The organism is Oribacterium sp. FC2011 (genome assembly GCF_000701645.1).
Taxonomy (GTDB): Bacteria; Bacillota; Clostridia; order Lachnospirales; family Lachnospiraceae; genus Oribacterium.
Map to the genome: position 1 here is coordinate 121,745 of NZ_JNJM01000013.1, position 17,211 is coordinate 138,955.

At 41.5% G+C, this 17,211-nt stretch carries 15 protein-coding genes and 1 pseudogene; 14 read left to right on the plus strand and 2 right to left on the minus strand.

Features of this window, described 5'->3' with window-relative positions:
• Positions 1-61 precede the first annotated feature (61 nt).
• The 9 genes from T357_RS20875 (at position 62) to T357_RS0111965 (ending at position 7,093) form a co-directional block, all read left to right on the plus strand.
• Positions 62-994, plus strand: coding sequence for an AAA family ATPase (locus T357_RS20875; protein WP_081828149.1), 933 nt, complete (start codon positions 62-64; stop codon positions 992-994).
• A gap of 213 nt (positions 995-1,207) precedes the next feature.
• Positions 1,208-1,519 carry a hypothetical protein gene (locus T357_RS0111930; RefSeq protein ID WP_031552845.1) on the plus strand — a complete coding sequence of 104 codons (312 nt, stop codon included), beginning with the start codon at positions 1,208-1,210 and terminating at the stop codon, positions 1,517-1,519.
• 320 nt (positions 1,520-1,839) lie between these two features.
• The gene (locus T357_RS0111935) at positions 1,840-2,175 is read left to right on the plus strand and encodes a hypothetical protein (RefSeq protein ID WP_031552849.1); all 336 of its coding nucleotides are present in this window, start codon (positions 1,840-1,842) and stop codon (positions 2,173-2,175) included.
• 5 nt (positions 2,176-2,180) lie between these two features.
• Positions 2,181-2,483 carry a hypothetical protein gene (locus tag T357_RS0111940; protein WP_031552852.1) on the plus strand — a complete coding sequence of 101 codons (303 nt, stop codon included), beginning with the start codon at positions 2,181-2,183 and terminating at the stop codon, positions 2,481-2,483.
• Between the two features lie 152 nt (positions 2,484-2,635).
• A complete protein-coding gene (mobV, locus tag T357_RS0111945) occupies positions 2,636-3,727 on the plus strand; it encodes a MobV family relaxase (protein WP_031552854.1) in 1,092 nt (363 codons plus the stop codon).
• 182 nt (positions 3,728-3,909) lie between these two features.
• The gene (locus T357_RS0111950; protein ID WP_031552856.1) at positions 3,910-4,452 is read left to right on the plus strand and encodes a hypothetical protein; all 543 of its coding nucleotides are present in this window, start codon (positions 3,910-3,912) and stop codon (positions 4,450-4,452) included.
• A 122-nt stretch (positions 4,453-4,574) separates the two neighbouring features.
• Positions 4,575-4,961 carry a hypothetical protein gene (locus T357_RS0111955; RefSeq protein WP_031552858.1) on the plus strand — a complete coding sequence of 129 codons (387 nt, stop codon included), beginning with the start codon at positions 4,575-4,577 and terminating at the stop codon, positions 4,959-4,961.
• 25 nt (positions 4,962-4,986) lie between these two features.
• On the plus strand, positions 4,987-5,277 hold the full coding sequence (locus tag T357_RS0111960) for a hypothetical protein (protein ID WP_031552860.1): 291 nt from the start codon (positions 4,987-4,989) through the stop codon (positions 5,275-5,277).
• Positions 5,278-5,332: 55 nt separating this feature from the next.
• Positions 5,333-7,093, plus strand: a complete 1,761-nt coding sequence (locus T357_RS0111965) for a hypothetical protein (protein WP_031552862.1) — start codon at positions 5,333-5,335, stop codon at positions 7,091-7,093.
• A gap of 276 nt (positions 7,094-7,369) precedes the next feature.
• Here the strand turns inward: T357_RS0111965 and T357_RS0111970 are convergent, their stop codons facing one another.
• Complete coding sequence (locus T357_RS0111970; RefSeq protein WP_031552864.1) at positions 7,370-8,452, minus strand: helix-turn-helix domain-containing protein; 1,083 nt, start codon at positions 8,450-8,452, stop codon at positions 7,370-7,372.
• A gap of 308 nt (positions 8,453-8,760) precedes the next feature.
• Between T357_RS0111970 and T357_RS0111975 the strand changes: the two genes are divergently transcribed.
• From T357_RS0111975 to T357_RS0111985, 3 genes are all read left to right on the plus strand, one after another.
• On the plus strand, positions 8,761-10,110 hold the full coding sequence (locus tag T357_RS0111975) for an MFS transporter (RefSeq protein ID WP_031552866.1): 1,350 nt from the start codon (positions 8,761-8,763) through the stop codon (positions 10,108-10,110).
• A 70-nt stretch (positions 10,111-10,180) separates the two neighbouring features.
• Complete coding sequence (locus tag T357_RS0111980) at positions 10,181-11,476, plus strand: MFS transporter (RefSeq protein ID WP_031552868.1); 1,296 nt, start codon at positions 10,181-10,183, stop codon at positions 11,474-11,476.
• An 85-nt stretch (positions 11,477-11,561) separates the two neighbouring features.
• A complete protein-coding gene (locus tag T357_RS0111985; RefSeq protein ID WP_031552870.1) occupies positions 11,562-13,145 on the plus strand; it encodes an alpha-L-rhamnosidase-related protein in 1,584 nt (527 codons plus the stop codon).
• Positions 13,146-13,811: 666 nt separating this feature from the next.
• Here the strand turns inward: T357_RS0111985 and T357_RS0111990 are convergent.
• The gene (locus T357_RS0111990; protein ID WP_031552872.1) at positions 13,812-15,857 is read right to left on the minus strand and encodes an ATP-dependent helicase; all 2,046 of its coding nucleotides are present in this window, start codon (positions 15,855-15,857) and stop codon (positions 13,812-13,814) included.
• Between the two features lie 211 nt (positions 15,858-16,068).
• On the opposite strand from T357_RS0111990, the gene T357_RS0111995 reads away from it, so the two are divergent.
• Positions 16,069-16,392: a hypothetical protein gene (locus T357_RS0111995; RefSeq protein ID WP_031552874.1), complete on the plus strand. Its 324-nt coding sequence runs from the start codon at positions 16,069-16,071 to the stop codon at positions 16,390-16,392.
• Between the two features lie 337 nt (positions 16,393-16,729).
• Positions 16,730-17,211, plus strand: a pseudogene (locus T357_RS0112000) (HTH domain-containing protein); the annotation flags it as partial.

The window sequence follows — 17,211 nt, forward strand, 5'->3', positions numbered from 1 at the left end:
TCTATTATCTTAGGGATGGTATAATGAGAATAGAAAAGCTGTTAGAAGAGGAAATCGATTTATGCCAAAAGTAACATTCGTAATCGGAGCTACGGCTTCAGGAAAAACATATTTTATCAACCAGAATTTTTCCAATAAGGATGTCGAAATACTGGATGCTTTTGATTATCAGAATAGGGTTTATGAAGAATCCGGGTATAAGGGAAGGATGCCTATTCAGGTTCAGATTCGGTGTCTTATGAAAGCAAATGATGACCTTCTTAGTGACATTATTAGTAAGCTGAAACATGGCAGAGATGTTGTTGTCGAGCAGACATTTTATAAGGCGAAGCGTCGTATTGTTTATGTTGATGCTATACGTGAGGCTGTTAAAGCAGAAATAGAAATATATGTAATGTGCCCCGGTAAAGAAAGGTGGTTGGAGAACACTAGACTCAGAAAAATGGTAGAAGATGATGAATCCTATGAGAGGCATGTTGCAGAAATAGAATTCCCTAATCCGATAGAGGGGTTTGACTCGATTTTCGAAGTTACAGATGATGGCATTAAGCTTAGGATGGATCCTCCGTATGACGAACAGTTTCTGGAAGATGCTAGGAAAGAGATTTCGGAAGAAAAAGAACGCGTCAAAAAAGAAGATGAGGAATCAAAAGAGAGTAAAGAATTACTGGAAAGCATGAAGACCAGGCCTTTCTGGCATTACTGTGAAGTTTGCGGGAAAAAGGAATTCATTACTGATGAAGAGGCTTTCGTCGGCGGATGGGATTATCCTCCCAGGATTGGTTTTTTCGGAATGCTTGGACCAAGGACCTGTGGAAGCTGCCAAATGAAGGACACTTTGTACTGGAAAATACAGACATCCGGGAAGCTTCCGATAGTTATAGAAAAGTATTTAAATGATAAAGAACTAAAAACATGGAGACGAATCAAAGGGGAACCAGAGAGTCTTCTTGTAGATGAGAACGAGCAGGAAAGTACAGGACAAAAGAGATAAAAAATCCAAGCAAAAAAATATATTGAGTCTTTGATAACCGGTGGGGATTGTTTCTGCCGGTATTTTTTTGCAATAAAAAGTGTTGGTGTTAGAGAATAATTAACCCAGATATCTGCGATTATTCTTGTACGTACTATCATGCGGATGAATGTTATCTCAGTTATCCTCTACCATAATCATATTGTAAAAAATACAAGCAATATGGAGGATGAGATGAATAAGTCACAGAAAACTTTCTCTTTTGATTTCGATGTTACGGTTAAGAAAAGGTTCAGACGTATGAGCATAAGTGCCCTTACGGAAGAAGAAGCCTTACTGAAGGCCAATCGAATCATACAAGATTCGATTGGCGGTGATATCGTATCATTTGGAGAAAAACGCATTACCAGAAGAAAAACCACACAACTCGTGGTTCTATTGGGAGGAGCGGTGTCAATTACCCACGACCTAAAGGTCATGGGCTTGCAACTACCTAGTCGTGCTAACGGCTCACGCCTCCGACCTTTAAACCCCGATAGGCATTAGCCTAAAGTGGTGTTGCATCATGGGGTGATTGACAACACCCCTTACGGCAAAGTTTACTCTGTCGTAACTGTATATAATGCCATACAGTCGGCGATGCTTGAGTATATTTTACGTAACACCAAGTCTTTTATGTGTTACAACCTCATATATACTTTTCAAGGTACTAAGAGTGCCTTCGGCGAGCAACACGCCCAACGGTTTTCTCTTGTATTGTTGCTAAGTATATTGTAGCACATATGTTTATGGTTAACAACAAACAGGACTCCTCCCACCTGCTAAAGCAAGTGGGTTTCCGTCCATGGCAACGAAAGGTTTTATTTATGAAATACCTGATATCAGCAACTATATCGCCATATGGCGAGCAAGCACCGGGCCGTGTCTATAAACACGATCCGGAGAAGGCTATAAAAGAGTGGTGCCGAGTCTCGGAAAAGTATCCGACCTGTGCTTCCATCCAGCCTGAAACAAAAGAAGATGGACAGGTGCTCCTTAGATGGGCACTCAATAACTTCGATACAGTTAAAACATATATGAGGGAATATAAGGTACCTTATAAGCCTGAGTGGATTGAAAAACAGCTAAGGCGTTACGTTGAAGCTAACAGAAACTCAATGATGTGGGAGTACGATGAAGTATTCCCCTTCAGCATGGGGTGAAAACAATGACAATAGAAGAATTTGAAAAGCATAATGAAAGGCATGACATGCCGGAGATGCCACTAAGGCAAGGTATAGGTTACAAGTCCGTATGGGATACATCAAAGCCGGACGATATAATCTATATTCCAGAGTATGCTTACGAAAATAATGAAGACGGAACCATTTCAAGAGAAGATGCTTATTCCGTAAGGGATTTCGTAAACCTTGTAAATGGTGACACAGAAAGAGCAAAAGAGTTGTTTACCTTCGTAGACTGGCAGTTTCCCACTTCAGTCCTTGAGGAAGACACTCTTAACGTAGAATAATGTGGCTTTACAAAAACACTCGTTGTTTTCGAAATGACGGGTGTTTTTTTGATTTAAGGACATTAATTTTCTTCAAACACAATATCAAATGCCCTTATCTTGATCATCTCCGCCCATAATTAAATTATAGAACATAACGGGGAGGTCTTATCATGAGCATTGCAAAGGGCACTTTTAACATAGAATTCATACACACCAAGAAAGAACTACAACGGGCTTATAAGCACAATTATAGGCATGAAGGATTCTATGCCTGCAATGTAGATAAGGATAGTTCTTATCTAAATGAACAATTGATAGGTTATTCGGAAGAAACTTACGAAAAGGCATTTCAAAGAAGAATTGGTGAAAGCGGATATTATGACACACATAAAATCCACAAAAATGCGGTTTTGGGGATTTCGTTTTGTATGGAGCTCGGTGATGGAGACCTTCCGAAAGGCTTTAAATATGACAAATGGAAGAAAAAGAACATAGACTTCTTATGTAGAGAGTTCAGTAAAGAAAATGTAGTATCTGCAGTATTACACATGGATGAAGGAAAACCACATATTCACGCATTGGTGATTCCTATTTCAAATGGAAAATTAAGCAGCCGGTCATATCTGCCAACGAGAAATTCACTTATAGAGCTTCACAATAGGTATTATCAGGACTGCTCAAAGGACTTGGACCTTTCTCCTGAAAATAGTGGAGTATTTGCGCAACACAAGGATGTAAAAAGATTCCTGTATACGCCACTTGATAATGTCGCAAAAGAATGCCTCTGTAAACCGGAGCCACAAGAGACGATGGAAGAATATTACGAAAGAGCTAATGAAGACTACAAGGATCTAAAGTTTTCGGATTTTAAAAAGAGTCAAAAAATCAGGTTCTTGGCAGAAGAAAATGAGCTTCTCAGAAAGGCTAATCATAGAGCAAAAGAAGAGATAAAAGAAGAACTAAAGAAAGAAATTGTCAAAGAGACCGGATGTAAGACATATGAACAATACCTGGACAGGACTAGGGCCTATGTAGAATTAAAACGTGGCCTAAATTTTATTGACATAACGGATTCGGAAAGGGCAAAAGAAATAAAGCAGGTTATAAAGGAAGTGTTTGATAAAGCACAAAAGGTCGACAAAATATACTCATTAGAAGATCAGGAACTGGGTGATAATACATATAGGCCCATAGATTCTGAGAATTTTAATAGATATATGGAAGATTTTGAAGAAGATGATTATGAAGATATTTTTGTTTGACGATAATAAAAGCATAAATACATAGTACGGATAAGAATTGTTGAACATAAATCAACACTCGGGAAAGAGACTCTTTCAGAAAGGGAGTCTCTTTTCTTTTTTGAAAAATTCTCAGAAATTTACTAATAGCGGAACAACCCCTCCCATAATTAATCTGTACAAATGATTTTGAGAGGTAACTTATGCATAAGAATCTATTAAAAGTAATGATGATCTCAACAATGCTATTCACAACAGTACCAACAGCATCTATTGGTCCTGTATATGCGGCAGAAGTTGAAGCACAGGAAACAGAAGCAGAAACTGTTTTAGCGGAAAATGAAGCGGGAAATATGCTTTCAGATGTATCAAACGTTGATGAGGATGGAAATGTTGTTGTTGATGTTGAGCTTGCAGAAGGTCTTGTAACACCCTTGAATGTCACACTTTCAAGGGACTCTGTTAATTATCAGTTTACCGTCAACAAAAGTGGAGACCCACTGAAACTTAAGCCTGGAACATATAAAGTCACAAAAGTTATTGATGGAAATGGGCATAAGCTTGATAAAGGAGCAAAGCTTATCATAGATGAAGAAACAGAAGGCTTATATCTTGATTTCACTGATCCAAATAAGGATGAAAAGTTTGCTGTGTCTAAACTTGTGGTAAAGAACATTCTATTTATCCCGTTTTTCCTTATATGCGCTGCTTTCGCAAGGTTTGTTGCATCACATGTAGAGGCATGATAAGTACCGGCAAAAAATTTTAATATGTTTTTTCTGAAAAATACTAATAAAGGAAAAAGTCTACACATAATTAGACTAAGACATACAAGAAGGCTTATCTAAAAATAACGGAAAGGGCAAAAATGAAGAACGAAATTATCCAGAGAATAGAGAAGCTTGATCGTGCTGCTACCAAAACATTTGGTGACGCATACGAAATAGCAGAGATGTTCCAAGACATTCCGGAAGAGGACCAGTCAGAGAGCATAGCATTGTCAAAGATACAGTCAATCGTAGACAGATACTATACTCTCGACTATGTGAAGAAGCTAGACGGGTGTGTGTTGAGTGCAGAGTCATTAAAGATGATGTCATTTGCATCATGTATTGAAAGACTTGATGTAAAACGTACATGGACCAACGATAACGTTACTCTTGATGGTCAGAGAAAAATGATCACCATTCAGATATATGTCGCTGTTCTTGTGGATTTTACGGAATGTATCTTCTGTAACATTCTTGTTTGTTGATTATAAAATACGAAGGAGAGAAGAAATGAAAAAAGAATTAGAAATCATTGAACCTGTTGAATTTGCTGATGGAGAATGTCCATATTGTCATTCTGAGGAGCCTGGGAACTGTCCCGATGAGTACTTATTTGAAGCCAAAGAGAAATACACTCCCGACCCAGAAGTTCGTGAACTTGGGATTGAAGTGAAAAATTTCGGTATTTTCGATACAGCAACTAATAGCATATCTGTAAACGTCATGATAAATGATGTTGATTTCATGAAAACCAAACGGTTCAGGATCAATTACTGTCCTATGTGCGGTAGGAAATTTTAATACAGATTTTAAAAGTGTCCCATGTGGGGGCAAGGCTCAAAACAAAAGGAGATTTATGAAAAGGAATGTGTTTACTGTCCTGATCATTGCAACAGCGATTCTTTCAGCGACCGGTTGCAAGAAGAAGGAAAAAGAAGAAGTGGTTGTCGATCACGCTCTCACCGCAGTTACCGTAAACGATCTTGAAAACGGTGGTTATTATGTAAAAGCTGGTGATTCATTCTATTATGCACCGGTTGAAGATAAGTCATTTAACCCTAATGACCCACAGGGAACAAGGATTGATTTCATAGCTTCAAAGGACTCAGAGACAGGTCTTGAGGATCCTGAAGCAAATCACAGGGTACTCGCTTTCACTAACTGGGATAATGCGATCCCTACACTTTACAAGAACGATCAGCTTATCTATAAGAGCTCATCAGGTGATGTATCAAACTTCACATGGGAGAGATTTATAGATGAAGGATATTCAATAGGTGTCAGCGGACTTAAGGCTAACGGGGCAGGCAAGATCGTTTCAAAGGAAGGAACCATGTACTATGCAGCCGGAACAGCTTACCAGCAGCTTAGTCAGCTTGAGATTCCCGCCAACACAGATATCATCATTGATTCCATGAACGGAACACCGCTTAATAATACATATCTTAGTGATGCAGGTACAATAACCGGTCTCTCCAAGGATGCAGGAATCCAGGCAAATGTTTTCATCGGAACCACACCACAGCAGGTAATGATGAATGCAGATACCCGCCTTTTTAAATCTACAGAGATGTATAAGACAACAAATTTTGAGTTATCTGCAAATGGTTATGCCATAGTAAAAATTCCGGATTACTTCAAGAGCGGATATTATCTCATAAATAATGTAGGTTTCATTAAGTATATAGCCGTAGACCGTGGAAATGATGAATCATCCATCAGCCTTGATACTCCGTATTATTACGTAGACGAAGGCGGAAACCTGTTAACATATTATGAGTGGGCCGATAAGAACGGAATGGCAACATCCGAGCTTCACGACAACTCAAAATCATTTAATGAATCAGAGCTTTCAATCAATCCTGAAGATTACGAGGAACAGGCATCTGTCACTCTTGACAGTACACAGGAGAATATAACTGCTGTTATAAGATATAAGTATAAGGATTCTGGTTCTGAGGACAATGCAGTAAGAAATGGTATCTTCCCTCATGCAGTACTTGTTAAGCCGGACGGCACAACAAAACTGTTTGAACAGGATGATACACTTAAAATAGATCAGAATGACTCTTATGTTTACCTGAGAGCAGAGAGTGATACCGCACCTGCGGGAGATTATTACGTTCTCTACACGAATTTTGATAACATTATCAAGAGCCTTAATATGAATTACATATCTGGCAATGCGGATTCTTATATCCATAACGGTAAGGACGGAAGAGTATCCATTTACTTTGAAGGCTCTGATGCACCGCATAATATTACTCTCAAGTGGGAGAAGAACGACAGGGCTCTTACAGATATTGTTATAGAAGCACCGGACGGAACAGAGTATTCGATGACAAAGACTCCTGACAACATCATTGAAAACTCGGCAGGAAAATTCACCATTAAGGTTCCCTATATGGCATCCGGAGAATACACTTTCAGAGTCAAGGGTGACCAGCTTGGAAGAGTTTGGATTTCAACTGAAGAATCAGTAACAACAGTTTCGGAGCTGATTGGCGGAGAAGCTGTTCCTGAAACAAATGCCGATGGAACACCGGTTGAGACAGAATCCGAGACAAATATTGATAATGAATCCGTTGAGATAACTGAAAAGAAAGGGGAAAACTGAAAACTGCAAATAGAAACAAAGAAGATGGAGGGGACTCCATCTTTTTTAATTATAAAGCAAAATCGAAGATTGAGCTAAATATAGCCCCTCAAAGATTGAGGGGTCGGTAAGGTTAAATATATCTTTTCAAAGGTCATTTTCTTATCACTCGTAATGCTCCAAAAAATCTATCACATTTGTTCGAAATTGAAATATAGGGATTGTTTACCCGCGTTTATTTCAAAAAGTAATGTAGTTTCTGAAATAAAAGAAACGTTTCTTTGGATGAAGGAGAGTTCACTTTCCTCCCTGCTTCCTGTATTTTGCGGGGGTGATATGCAGTTCTTTTTTAAAAGCCCGGATGAAGGATTCCGGATTCTCATAGCCGAGTTCCTCACTGATCTCCATGACCGTTTTTTGAGTCCTGGACAGCATATGCTCGGCTTTCTGGATGCGAAGCGCACGGTGCCAATCGTTAAAGCCCTGTCCGGTTGTAGATTTAATCAGGCGTGAGCAGTGGCCGATAGAAAATCCGAAATGATTTGCGATATCTTCAAGTGTGACATCCGCCAGATTATCTTGAATATATCGCATGACTTGGAAATCGAGCTGGTCAATATGACTCGGCTCGTGGTAGGAGGATTCCATGACGTCCTGGTCTTCGCGCATGATACGGGTGATCATAGTTATCAAAAGCCCAACCATCATCTGGTCGGAGTATGAATCCCGCAGAAACTGTTCGCCGCACAGTTTTTGTATGTTGTCTCTGGCGCGGGTCAGGTTCTTATCTCCCTGATGAAAAGTGATGTATCGGACTTGTTCAGAGCGGTAGAGACCGCCTGAAAAAAACCGTCCTATCAGATCATGCCCCCGCATCAGTGGACCGAACGTTTGATAAAATGTCGATTTGCGTAGCAGGATATTGAGGATGATAGAATCGTCATCGAAAACCTCCATGGTGTGATAAACACCAGGGGCTATAAAAACGACGTCTCCTTCCCTGAACTGCTTACGATCGCTACCGATGCTCTGCATGCAGTGCCCTGTGTGGATAAAGATGATCTCATAAAAATCATGGCGGTGCAAGAAGGCGGGCGTATATCGGTTGTGCCGGGTGATCAGGACATTCCTTCCGTCTCCGTCTTTAAAATATTCATCCTCATTCATTTCATAAGAAATAATGTTCGGAAGTAGTTCCGGGATAATGAGATGCCTTCGCTCAGCATCTTTCAGATCCACGTCGTCCAGAAACTTTTTGAGCGAAGCTGAGGATTGTCCAGCTTCATAATAGGCTTTATAAAACATCTCATCTTCATTGAACGCCAAAAAAACTTCGATCGCGGCATCCATGGCTGCTTTGTTTTCCATCGTGTTTTCCATCGTCAGAAGTCTCCTTCTTGTTCAAAAACCATATAAAACAGGATCAATAAATGTCTGTTTCTATGGGCAAATTAAGTGAATTTTTGTGGATAAAGTATATAAATCATATCTATTATGATGTTTTTTATCAAAAAATGTCAATAAACAGAGCAAGATACCTCATAAAAATAGACATTTTTACGAGGTAAAATGAAACCATAAGAAATACGGAAAAGCACTTTCGAAAATGCTTCGGAAACACGAAAAAACAACCGAGTATTAAAGCGGCAAAGCAGCCGAAACCCGATAAAAATAAAGGGGGCTAAAAAATGGAAAAACGATTTCTATACCGCCAGAGGTTTGGTTACGGAATGGGTGATTTCGCGTGTAACCTGATCTGGCAAGTCATTTCACTGTATCTTATGTATTTTTATACGGATGTGATGAAACTGAATGCGGCCGCGATTGCCACAATGTTTGTGGTTTGCAGGGTAATCGACGGTATCACTGATGTTCTGGTCGGTTTCGCGATAGACAAGACAAAGACGAAATGGGGAAAGAGCCGGCCCTGGTTTCTGTTTGGCGCCGTCCCTTTTGCGCTATCAGCGTTTATGGCCTTCAGTGTGCCGGATATCTCTCCTGATGGGAAACTGGCTTACGCGTATGCAACCTACATATTCCTGTCCTTCATGTACACCGTCGTTAACATCCCACTGGCTTCTATACTACCGGTGCTTACGGACGATATGAATGAGCGCACAGTACTGGCTACCTGGCGTAAATTCTTTGCATTTATGGGATCAACCATCGTTTCCGCCACGGCGCTGACTATGGTACAGCTGATCGGTCATGGCAATGAAGCTCTTGGGTTCCGGGTGGTCATGGGAATTTTCGGAATCGTTGGATGTCTTTGTTTCTTCCTCACATTTGCACTGGTCAGGGAGAACAACCTACAGGAAAGCACAAAGCAGGCGACCCTGAAGGAAACAATCGCTTCTCTGGCACAAAACACACCCTGGAAACTGTTCGCACTCAATATCTTATTCATGTGGACAGGTTATTTCATGCAGTCCGCTGCACTGGTGTACTACTACAAATACTACGTTGGCAGCACTGCGATGGCATCCCTTGTTGCCACAATCATGACAATGGTGCCTATGGTAGCAAACCTGACCGTTCCTTTCCTGGCAAAGCGGCTGGGGAAGAGAAATCTCTATTCTACAGCAGCTGTCGTACAGCTGAGCGGACTTATTATTATATTCCTTGGAAACTTGAACACATCCGTGATCATCGCTGGTGCTTTTATCTCCGCCTGCGGTTATGGCATAAAAGAGAGTATATACTTCTCCATGCAGGCAGATCCGGTTGATTACGGTGAATGGAAAACCGGTGTCCAGGCGGCAGGCACGCTGTCCTCCGTCAATGGTTTTCTCGGCAAGGTTGCCCAGGCTGTTGCCGGCGGAATCTCAGGAGCGCTTCTAGCTTGGGGTGCCTATGACGCATCGGCTGCAGTACAACCTGCCAATGCCTTGACCGCAATAAAAATCATGTACTTGTTCGCACCAGCCATACTGCTGGTCTGCTCTATAATCACGATGTCCTTCTACACGCTGGATAAAAAGTTTCCGCAGATTCAGAAAGAACTGGAGGAGCGCAGGGCTTCACAGGAATCCAGATAATAGGAACACATATTCAGGTATATAAAAAAATCATACTGGCAGTACAGAACCTGTCACAAAGGAGAAATATATGAAAGAGAACACAAACACAAAGAAGTATATGCCACTCGTTGTCGCTGCTGGTATCGGTTCGATGCTGGGATCCGGCATCATAATCGGTCTCTCCGCCACCATCGCGGTGTGGCAGTTAGGACTTGGTCTCACGGAAGGTCAGGTCGGAATCCTCTCCGGCGCGCTTACCTTTGCCATTGCTGCCGGCTCTCTACTGGCCGGTAAGATTACTAAGTCTTTCGGTCTTATCCGTTCCTTTAATACAATGAATATGTTTTATCTGCTCGGTGTGGCTGTCTGTATCTTGTCGGGAAGCTTCCCAATGCTACTAGCGGGTTTGATCATTGCTGGTTTTGCCTCCGGTGCAGACCTTCCCATCAGCCTGACGGTCATTTCCCACGACGCCCCAGATGAAAAGACATCGGCTGAACTTGTTGCTTCTACGCAAGTCTTCTGGCAGATCGGTGTCCTCGGATCTTATGCTATGGCTTTCATAGTCTCCCGTGTGGAAGGTGTTCTCGGTGCACGAATGGTCTTTGCGCTTCTTGCTGCTTTTGCTGCTATAGCTTTCCTCTGGAGAACATTCTCCAAAACATTCAGGACTTTTCATGAGGCTGGTGACTGCTTCCGCGCCGCCGAGCTTGTGACGAAAGGAAACACGGAAACAACAGGGGAAGTTTCATTCACGACACTTTTTAAAGGCAAGGGATCCAATATGCACATCACATTTTTCTCTTGCATTATGATCTTTTATGTTTGTTGGAACCTTCTTGCCAACACCTTCGGCCAGTTTCAGACCTATATCCTGGTTAAGGCCAACGCTTCCCAGTCTCTTGCGACAGGCTGCGGAATCATTCTGAATATAGTTGGTCTGATCTGTGGTATCGTGTTTGCCTCCCTCGCAGGAGGAAAAAACCGAAATAAACTTTTTTATGTCGGTATCGTAATCCAGGCGGCTTCTATGATCGGTATTGCCCTTGGTGGCGGCGCGATCTTCATGATTGTCGCGATGATAGCCTGCTATAACATTGGGAACCAATTCGCCGGAGAGTCCATTTACAAGGTTTGGACACAGGAATCTTTCCCGGCTTCTGCAAGGGCCTCTATGCAGGGCTTCATTAACGGCTTCTCCCGTTTCTGTTGCGGCCTGTTTGCCCTTATCACTCCATATCTGGTCGCTCCCGAGAGGATCCAGATGACCATGTACGGTTTTGCTGGAATCGTGATTATCAGCGCCATTGCCGGCACCGGAATGATCCGTAGCCAAAAAAAGTACGGCATCGCCCAGATGGATAAAAACTTAGTAGTTGCCTGACCAGATACATTAAAGCAGATTAGAATACAGAACAAGAATAGATTGAAAAGCTCTTTATAATACTGTCGTATACAGGAGGTTCCACATGGCTTTTACATTCCAGATAAACAATACCTTGAAGTTTAAACATGATGAAAAGCTTCTGGCTAAAGCAGAAGCCTGCCGCCCGGTAATCCATAAAAAAGAATATTCTCCATCTGGAATCGTGGAACTTTGTGAGAACCCAGCCCTTCTCGGCGGCTGGGGTGTTCGCGAAGGTGAAAAGAAGATTGACAACATTTCTGAATATGGTCTGAAGCGCGATGACAGGATAATACTGGATTTCGGCGATCACAGAGTCGGCACATTCCGTATACACATCGACCAGACCGGATCCCCGATGGATGCGCCTCTGTACCTGAGAATCAAGTTTGCGGAGATGCCAGTGGAACTGGCCGCGCAGTCCGAAAATTATGACGGATGGCTTTCCCGCTCCTGGATCCAGGAGGAATTTGTCCATCTGGACGAGCTGCCGGCAGATCTTGTGCTCCCTCGCCGCTACAGTTTCCGATACGTCGAGCTGATGGTGGTTGACACTTCCCCAAAGTGGCAGGCCGTTTTTTCCAATCCTGCCGTGATCACGGAGAGCTCTGCATCGTATGAAGGTTTCACTCCCTTGAAGCTCGAAGATCATAAGCTGCAGAAGATCTATGACGTCGGAGTCAAGACTCTGGCAGACTGCATGCAGGATGTTTTTGAGGACGGACCCAAACGAGATCGGAGGTTGTGGCTGGGTGACCTTCGGCTCCAGGCCCTGGCTAATTACGCGACTTTCGACCAGCCCGACCTGGTGAAGCGCTGCTTGTACCTTTTTGCTGCTATGACTACGGAAGAAGGTAAGATTTCCGCTAATATCTTCACAAAGCCGAAGGTTGTGCCGGACGACACTTTCTTGTTTGAGTACAGTCTCTTTTTCATCTCAACTTTGTATGATTATCATGAGGCACATCCGGATTTGGATTTTGTCTGTGAGCTTTTCCCGATTGCGAAATGTCAGATGGACATCACTTTAAGTATGTTTGATGGAGAGGGCAGACTTCTTGTGGACGACGACTATCCGGTCTTCGTCGACTGGTCCAATGACTTTAATAAAGACACAGCCGGCCAGGCGGAGGTCATATACGTCTTAAAGCAGTTCATCGCCCTTGCGAAAGCTATTGATGTACCGGAGGAAGAAATGGCGGAATACGGACAGGCGCTTGAAAGGATCAGCTGCTATGCTAAGGAACGTCTTTATGATCAGGAGAAATCGCTTTTTGTCACCAGTGTCAATGAATACAATATCGGCAGTCAGGTTTGGATGGTCCTTGCCCATGTTATGGATGACGAGGAGAACAAAAAGATAATGCAGGCGGCAGTGCGGGAATTCTTCCCTGTGAAAAATATCGCCACTCCCTATATGTACCACCATATTGTGCAGGCGCTTTTCGAAGCCGGCCTGAAAGACGAAGCCGTGCAGCTTATGAAGGACTATTGGGGAAAAATGATTGCACTTGGTGCGGATACATATTGGGAGGCTTTCGATCCAGATTGTCCCGATTATTCCCCCTACGGTTCTCCAATCGTCAACAGCTATTGCCACGCGTGGAGCTGCACACCTGTATACCTTATAAAAAAGTATCTGACGTGAACATTCAGATTTTGCCTTAGAAATCAGGAAGATTACATGATGTTATCATTATGCTTTTGTTCCATGGGTATGCTGTCAATTACCCACGACCTAAAGGTCATGGGCTTGCAACTACCTAGTCGTGCTAATGGCTCACGCCTCCGACCTTTGAACCCCGATAGGTATTAACCTAAAGTGGCGTTGCATCATGGGGTGATTGACAACACCCCTTACAGCAAAGTTTACTATGCCGCAACTGTATATCACGCCATACAGTAGGCGATGCTTGAGTATATTTTACGCAACACCAAGACTTATGTGTTGCAACCTCATATATACTTTTCAAGGTTCAAAGAGTGCCTTATAGCGAGCAACGCGCCCAACGGTTTTCTCTTGATATGCTGCTAAGTGTATTATAGCACATATGTTTTGGGCAAATAACAAACAGGACTCCTCCCACCTGCTAAAGCAAGTGGGGTTCCGTCCATGATAACGAAAGGCTTTTATTTATGAAACTGACCCTGCGGATGAGTTACGAGCCTAGACACTTTAGTGTCAAGCTAATTGATCCGTTGAGGATAATGATACTGAAAAAAGAGGTAAACTGAAAACAGCAAACAGAAACAAAGAAGGTGGAGGGAACTCCATCTTTTTTTATTCGGGAACAATCTCATATCAACATCAAGTTCACACTAAAGGGAATGTTTTAGACCCTGCATCGAAGCTTACTCTTACAAAGAAACTGTTCTTTCCGGTTACTATTCCCTTTCTCATTGTCTTATGATGAACTTCCTGACCGTTATAGAAATCTCTGGTGCTGCCTTCCTTGAAAGAGTACATTTCATAATGGAGTTTCTGCTTCTCTTCATTCTGTTGTTCGCTTCTTTTTAAAATGGCAAATTGTTTACCGTTCATCTCCTCAATGAAAGGGGAAGGCTTGCAGGCATGATTCTTTCCTCCGGTTTTTGAAAGGTAATTAAATACGTAGCAGTTTTTCTTTGCCCTTGTGATACCGACATAGAAAAGCCTTCGTTCTTCTTCTATCTCGGCATTGGACACGGCCTTTTTGAAAGGGACAATGGTTTTATTAACATCGACAAGGAATACATTCTCCCACTCCAAGCCCTTAGATCTGTGCATCGTTCCGAGGAAAACAGCGTTTTCTGCACGCTTCTTTAACATACTGTCATGCTTGATTACGTGCTGGTATGCAGCATTATACCATGAGTTTATATCATCGTATTTACTGGAATCATTCATAAAGAAATCCAGTTTACTTACAAATATGGAGTCAATCAAATCTATCTCTGATGCGTACTTATAAAGGAATTTCCTGTAGCCTATCGTTTCTGCGATATATTTCACACGTTTCTTGAAAGTAATCCTCTTAAGTCTTTCTATATCCCCGAAAAATGAATAGCAATTTCCGTTTCGAATATCATTAAGCCTGTCATTGTCAGAAGTTGGCAGGGCTTTTTTCAGTGAATCGGCGTTAAGTTCGTGGATATTCGCAACTACCTTTTCAGGAATGTAACGGTTAGGTCTGTTTATTACTTTCATCACATCAGCCTTGGTTCCTGTCCCGTCAGCAAGTTTAAGATAAGACATGATATCTGCAAAGATAAAGTGACGGTATATGTCAGGAATCGAATCTGCCGTGATGTAGGGAATGTTTCTGTCGTCAAGCCCAGCTGCGATATCGTCTAGTTGTTGGTTTGTGCGTGTTAATATTGCATTATGCCCAGGCTGTCCGCCATTACGGATTACCTTGCAGATCATGTCCAGAACAGCATCGATTTCCTCACATCTTTCATCATAAGTCTTGTAATTGACACTGCCTTTTCCGCTCTTAAAGGCACTAAAATCCTTCTTGAACCGCTTTTTGTTAAATTGGATCAGTCTGTCGGCAGACTCGATTATTTCTGGTTCAGACCTGTAGTTGATTCCCATATCAACCTTTAGCGCTTTAGGATAATGCTCGAAAAACTCGAACATGATATTTGGGAGAGCTCCACGGAAACCATATATACTCTGGTCATCATCACCAACCACGGATATATTTCCTTCAGGCCCCGCAATAAGGTATATGAGTTCGGCCTGGATCTTATTTGTGTCTTGATATTCGTCAACGATGATAAAGCGGAATCGTTCACGTACATGGCTTAGAATTGCGGGATGATTCTTCAGTAGTTCTCTTGTGAGGATAAGCAGGTCATCAAAATCATTTTTACCGCACTCCTCCTTTAGAACCTCATAGCGCCTATATATTGGCTCAAAGTCCTCTTTTTCCAAGGAAAGTGGTGTGAACATATTAACAGGACAGTCGCTGTTCTTGTATGTGGATATATCCATCAGTAAATCTTTTTTTTGAATAGGACGTTTCGGTCTATGAAAAGTGAGACAATCCTTCGCTATGCGTAGCTGTTCTTCGTATGAGATGATATTTACAGGAATGGTTCTGAATTCGTTAAGTATTTTAAGGCACATGGAGTGGATAGTAGAGAAAATGACTCCATTCTCGCCATACATTCTTGCAAACTTACTACGCATTTCTTTTGCGGCTGCATCGGTAAAGGTGACCATGAGTATATTTTCACCTTTGATGCCTTTATCTATCATATTTTTTATTCGTCTTATAGAAGTCGATGTCTTTCCGGCTCCGGGAACTGCGATAACACCCATTTGCCCATATATTGTATCGATCACTTTCTGCTGTGACTCGTTGTTGACCATAGTGAATTCCTCCTCTATCTAATTATGGGCAGAAATAATTTAGATAAACGGTTGCTGATAGAAAAAACGAAGGCTGTTTTTACGTCGCTTACTTATAGCATCATAGTGCGCAGTAAAACAATGACAAAGTGCGCACCACGTTATTGTGCAAAATACATAGTGCGCACCATCTAGGAAATATATATAATCTATATACAGGAGGTATAACGCAATGCCAGAGGATAAAGTAAAGAAAAATAAAAGACATACAAAATGGGTTATTGAAAATCGTGATCGAATTAATTTGCTATTTCGTATGGGTACTAAAGACCGGATTGATCAGGCGGCAACAGCTGTAGGTCTTAGTAAATCTCAATGGGTACAGAATGCTATAGATCAACAAATCAAACGAGAACAAGATGGAGACGAAATACCGCCACTAATGATAGACAGTTTAATTGAATGGCTTAAGAATCATGGTCACAAAGAGCAGGAAATTTTAGATTGCATCAAGTTTATTACAGATCCGGAGCGTATTTCGAAAAAAGATAACTAAACAATTATGGATAAAAAGTCGTTGGGCTAACATAGCTCAGCGTCTTTTTTATAGAATCACGTTACTAATCACAGATTTTTAGAAACCACAAAAAAGATAAGGATCTTAGTCATCAAACTCTTCTGTCAAACATGTATACAATATTCACAACTCGAATCAACGTCTTAATAAAATTACATAATTTGCCGATGAATATAAAGTATGGATAGAGCCCCATACTATGTGTTTTTTACGAAATATTTATAAATACCACCTTTACTTGGACATATTGTGTCCAATATAGGCAGTATACTACTTATAGAATCACTTAAATTATTTATGATAAGAGAATATCTATATGTGTGAAAATGATCAGAATAGGAACAACCGAGTTTTATATATTTATTCAGAACTCTTAAACGGCAAAGTATTAAAGAAAAAAGAACTTGTAGAAAAGTTTCATGTAAATGAAAAGACGATACAACGTGATCTTGAAGATATAAGGCAATTTCTTGATGACCAATTTGTGAGCGAAGATGTTCATAACGATCTTGTCTATGATTATAAAAACCGTGGATACCGCTTCGAGCATATCTGCAAGATGAAGTTTTCAAATGATGAGGTCTTGGCTATATGCAAGATTCTCCTTGACAGCCGAGCATTTCGTAAGGATGACATGAAAATCATCCTTGATAAACTTCTGGATTGCTGTGTACCTAAGGAAAGTCAGAAAATGGTGACAGGCCTTATAGCAAACGAGATGTACCACTATATTCCACCGATGCATAACAGTCATTTTCTTGACAAGATGTGGTCCATAGGAACTGCAATTAGAGATGG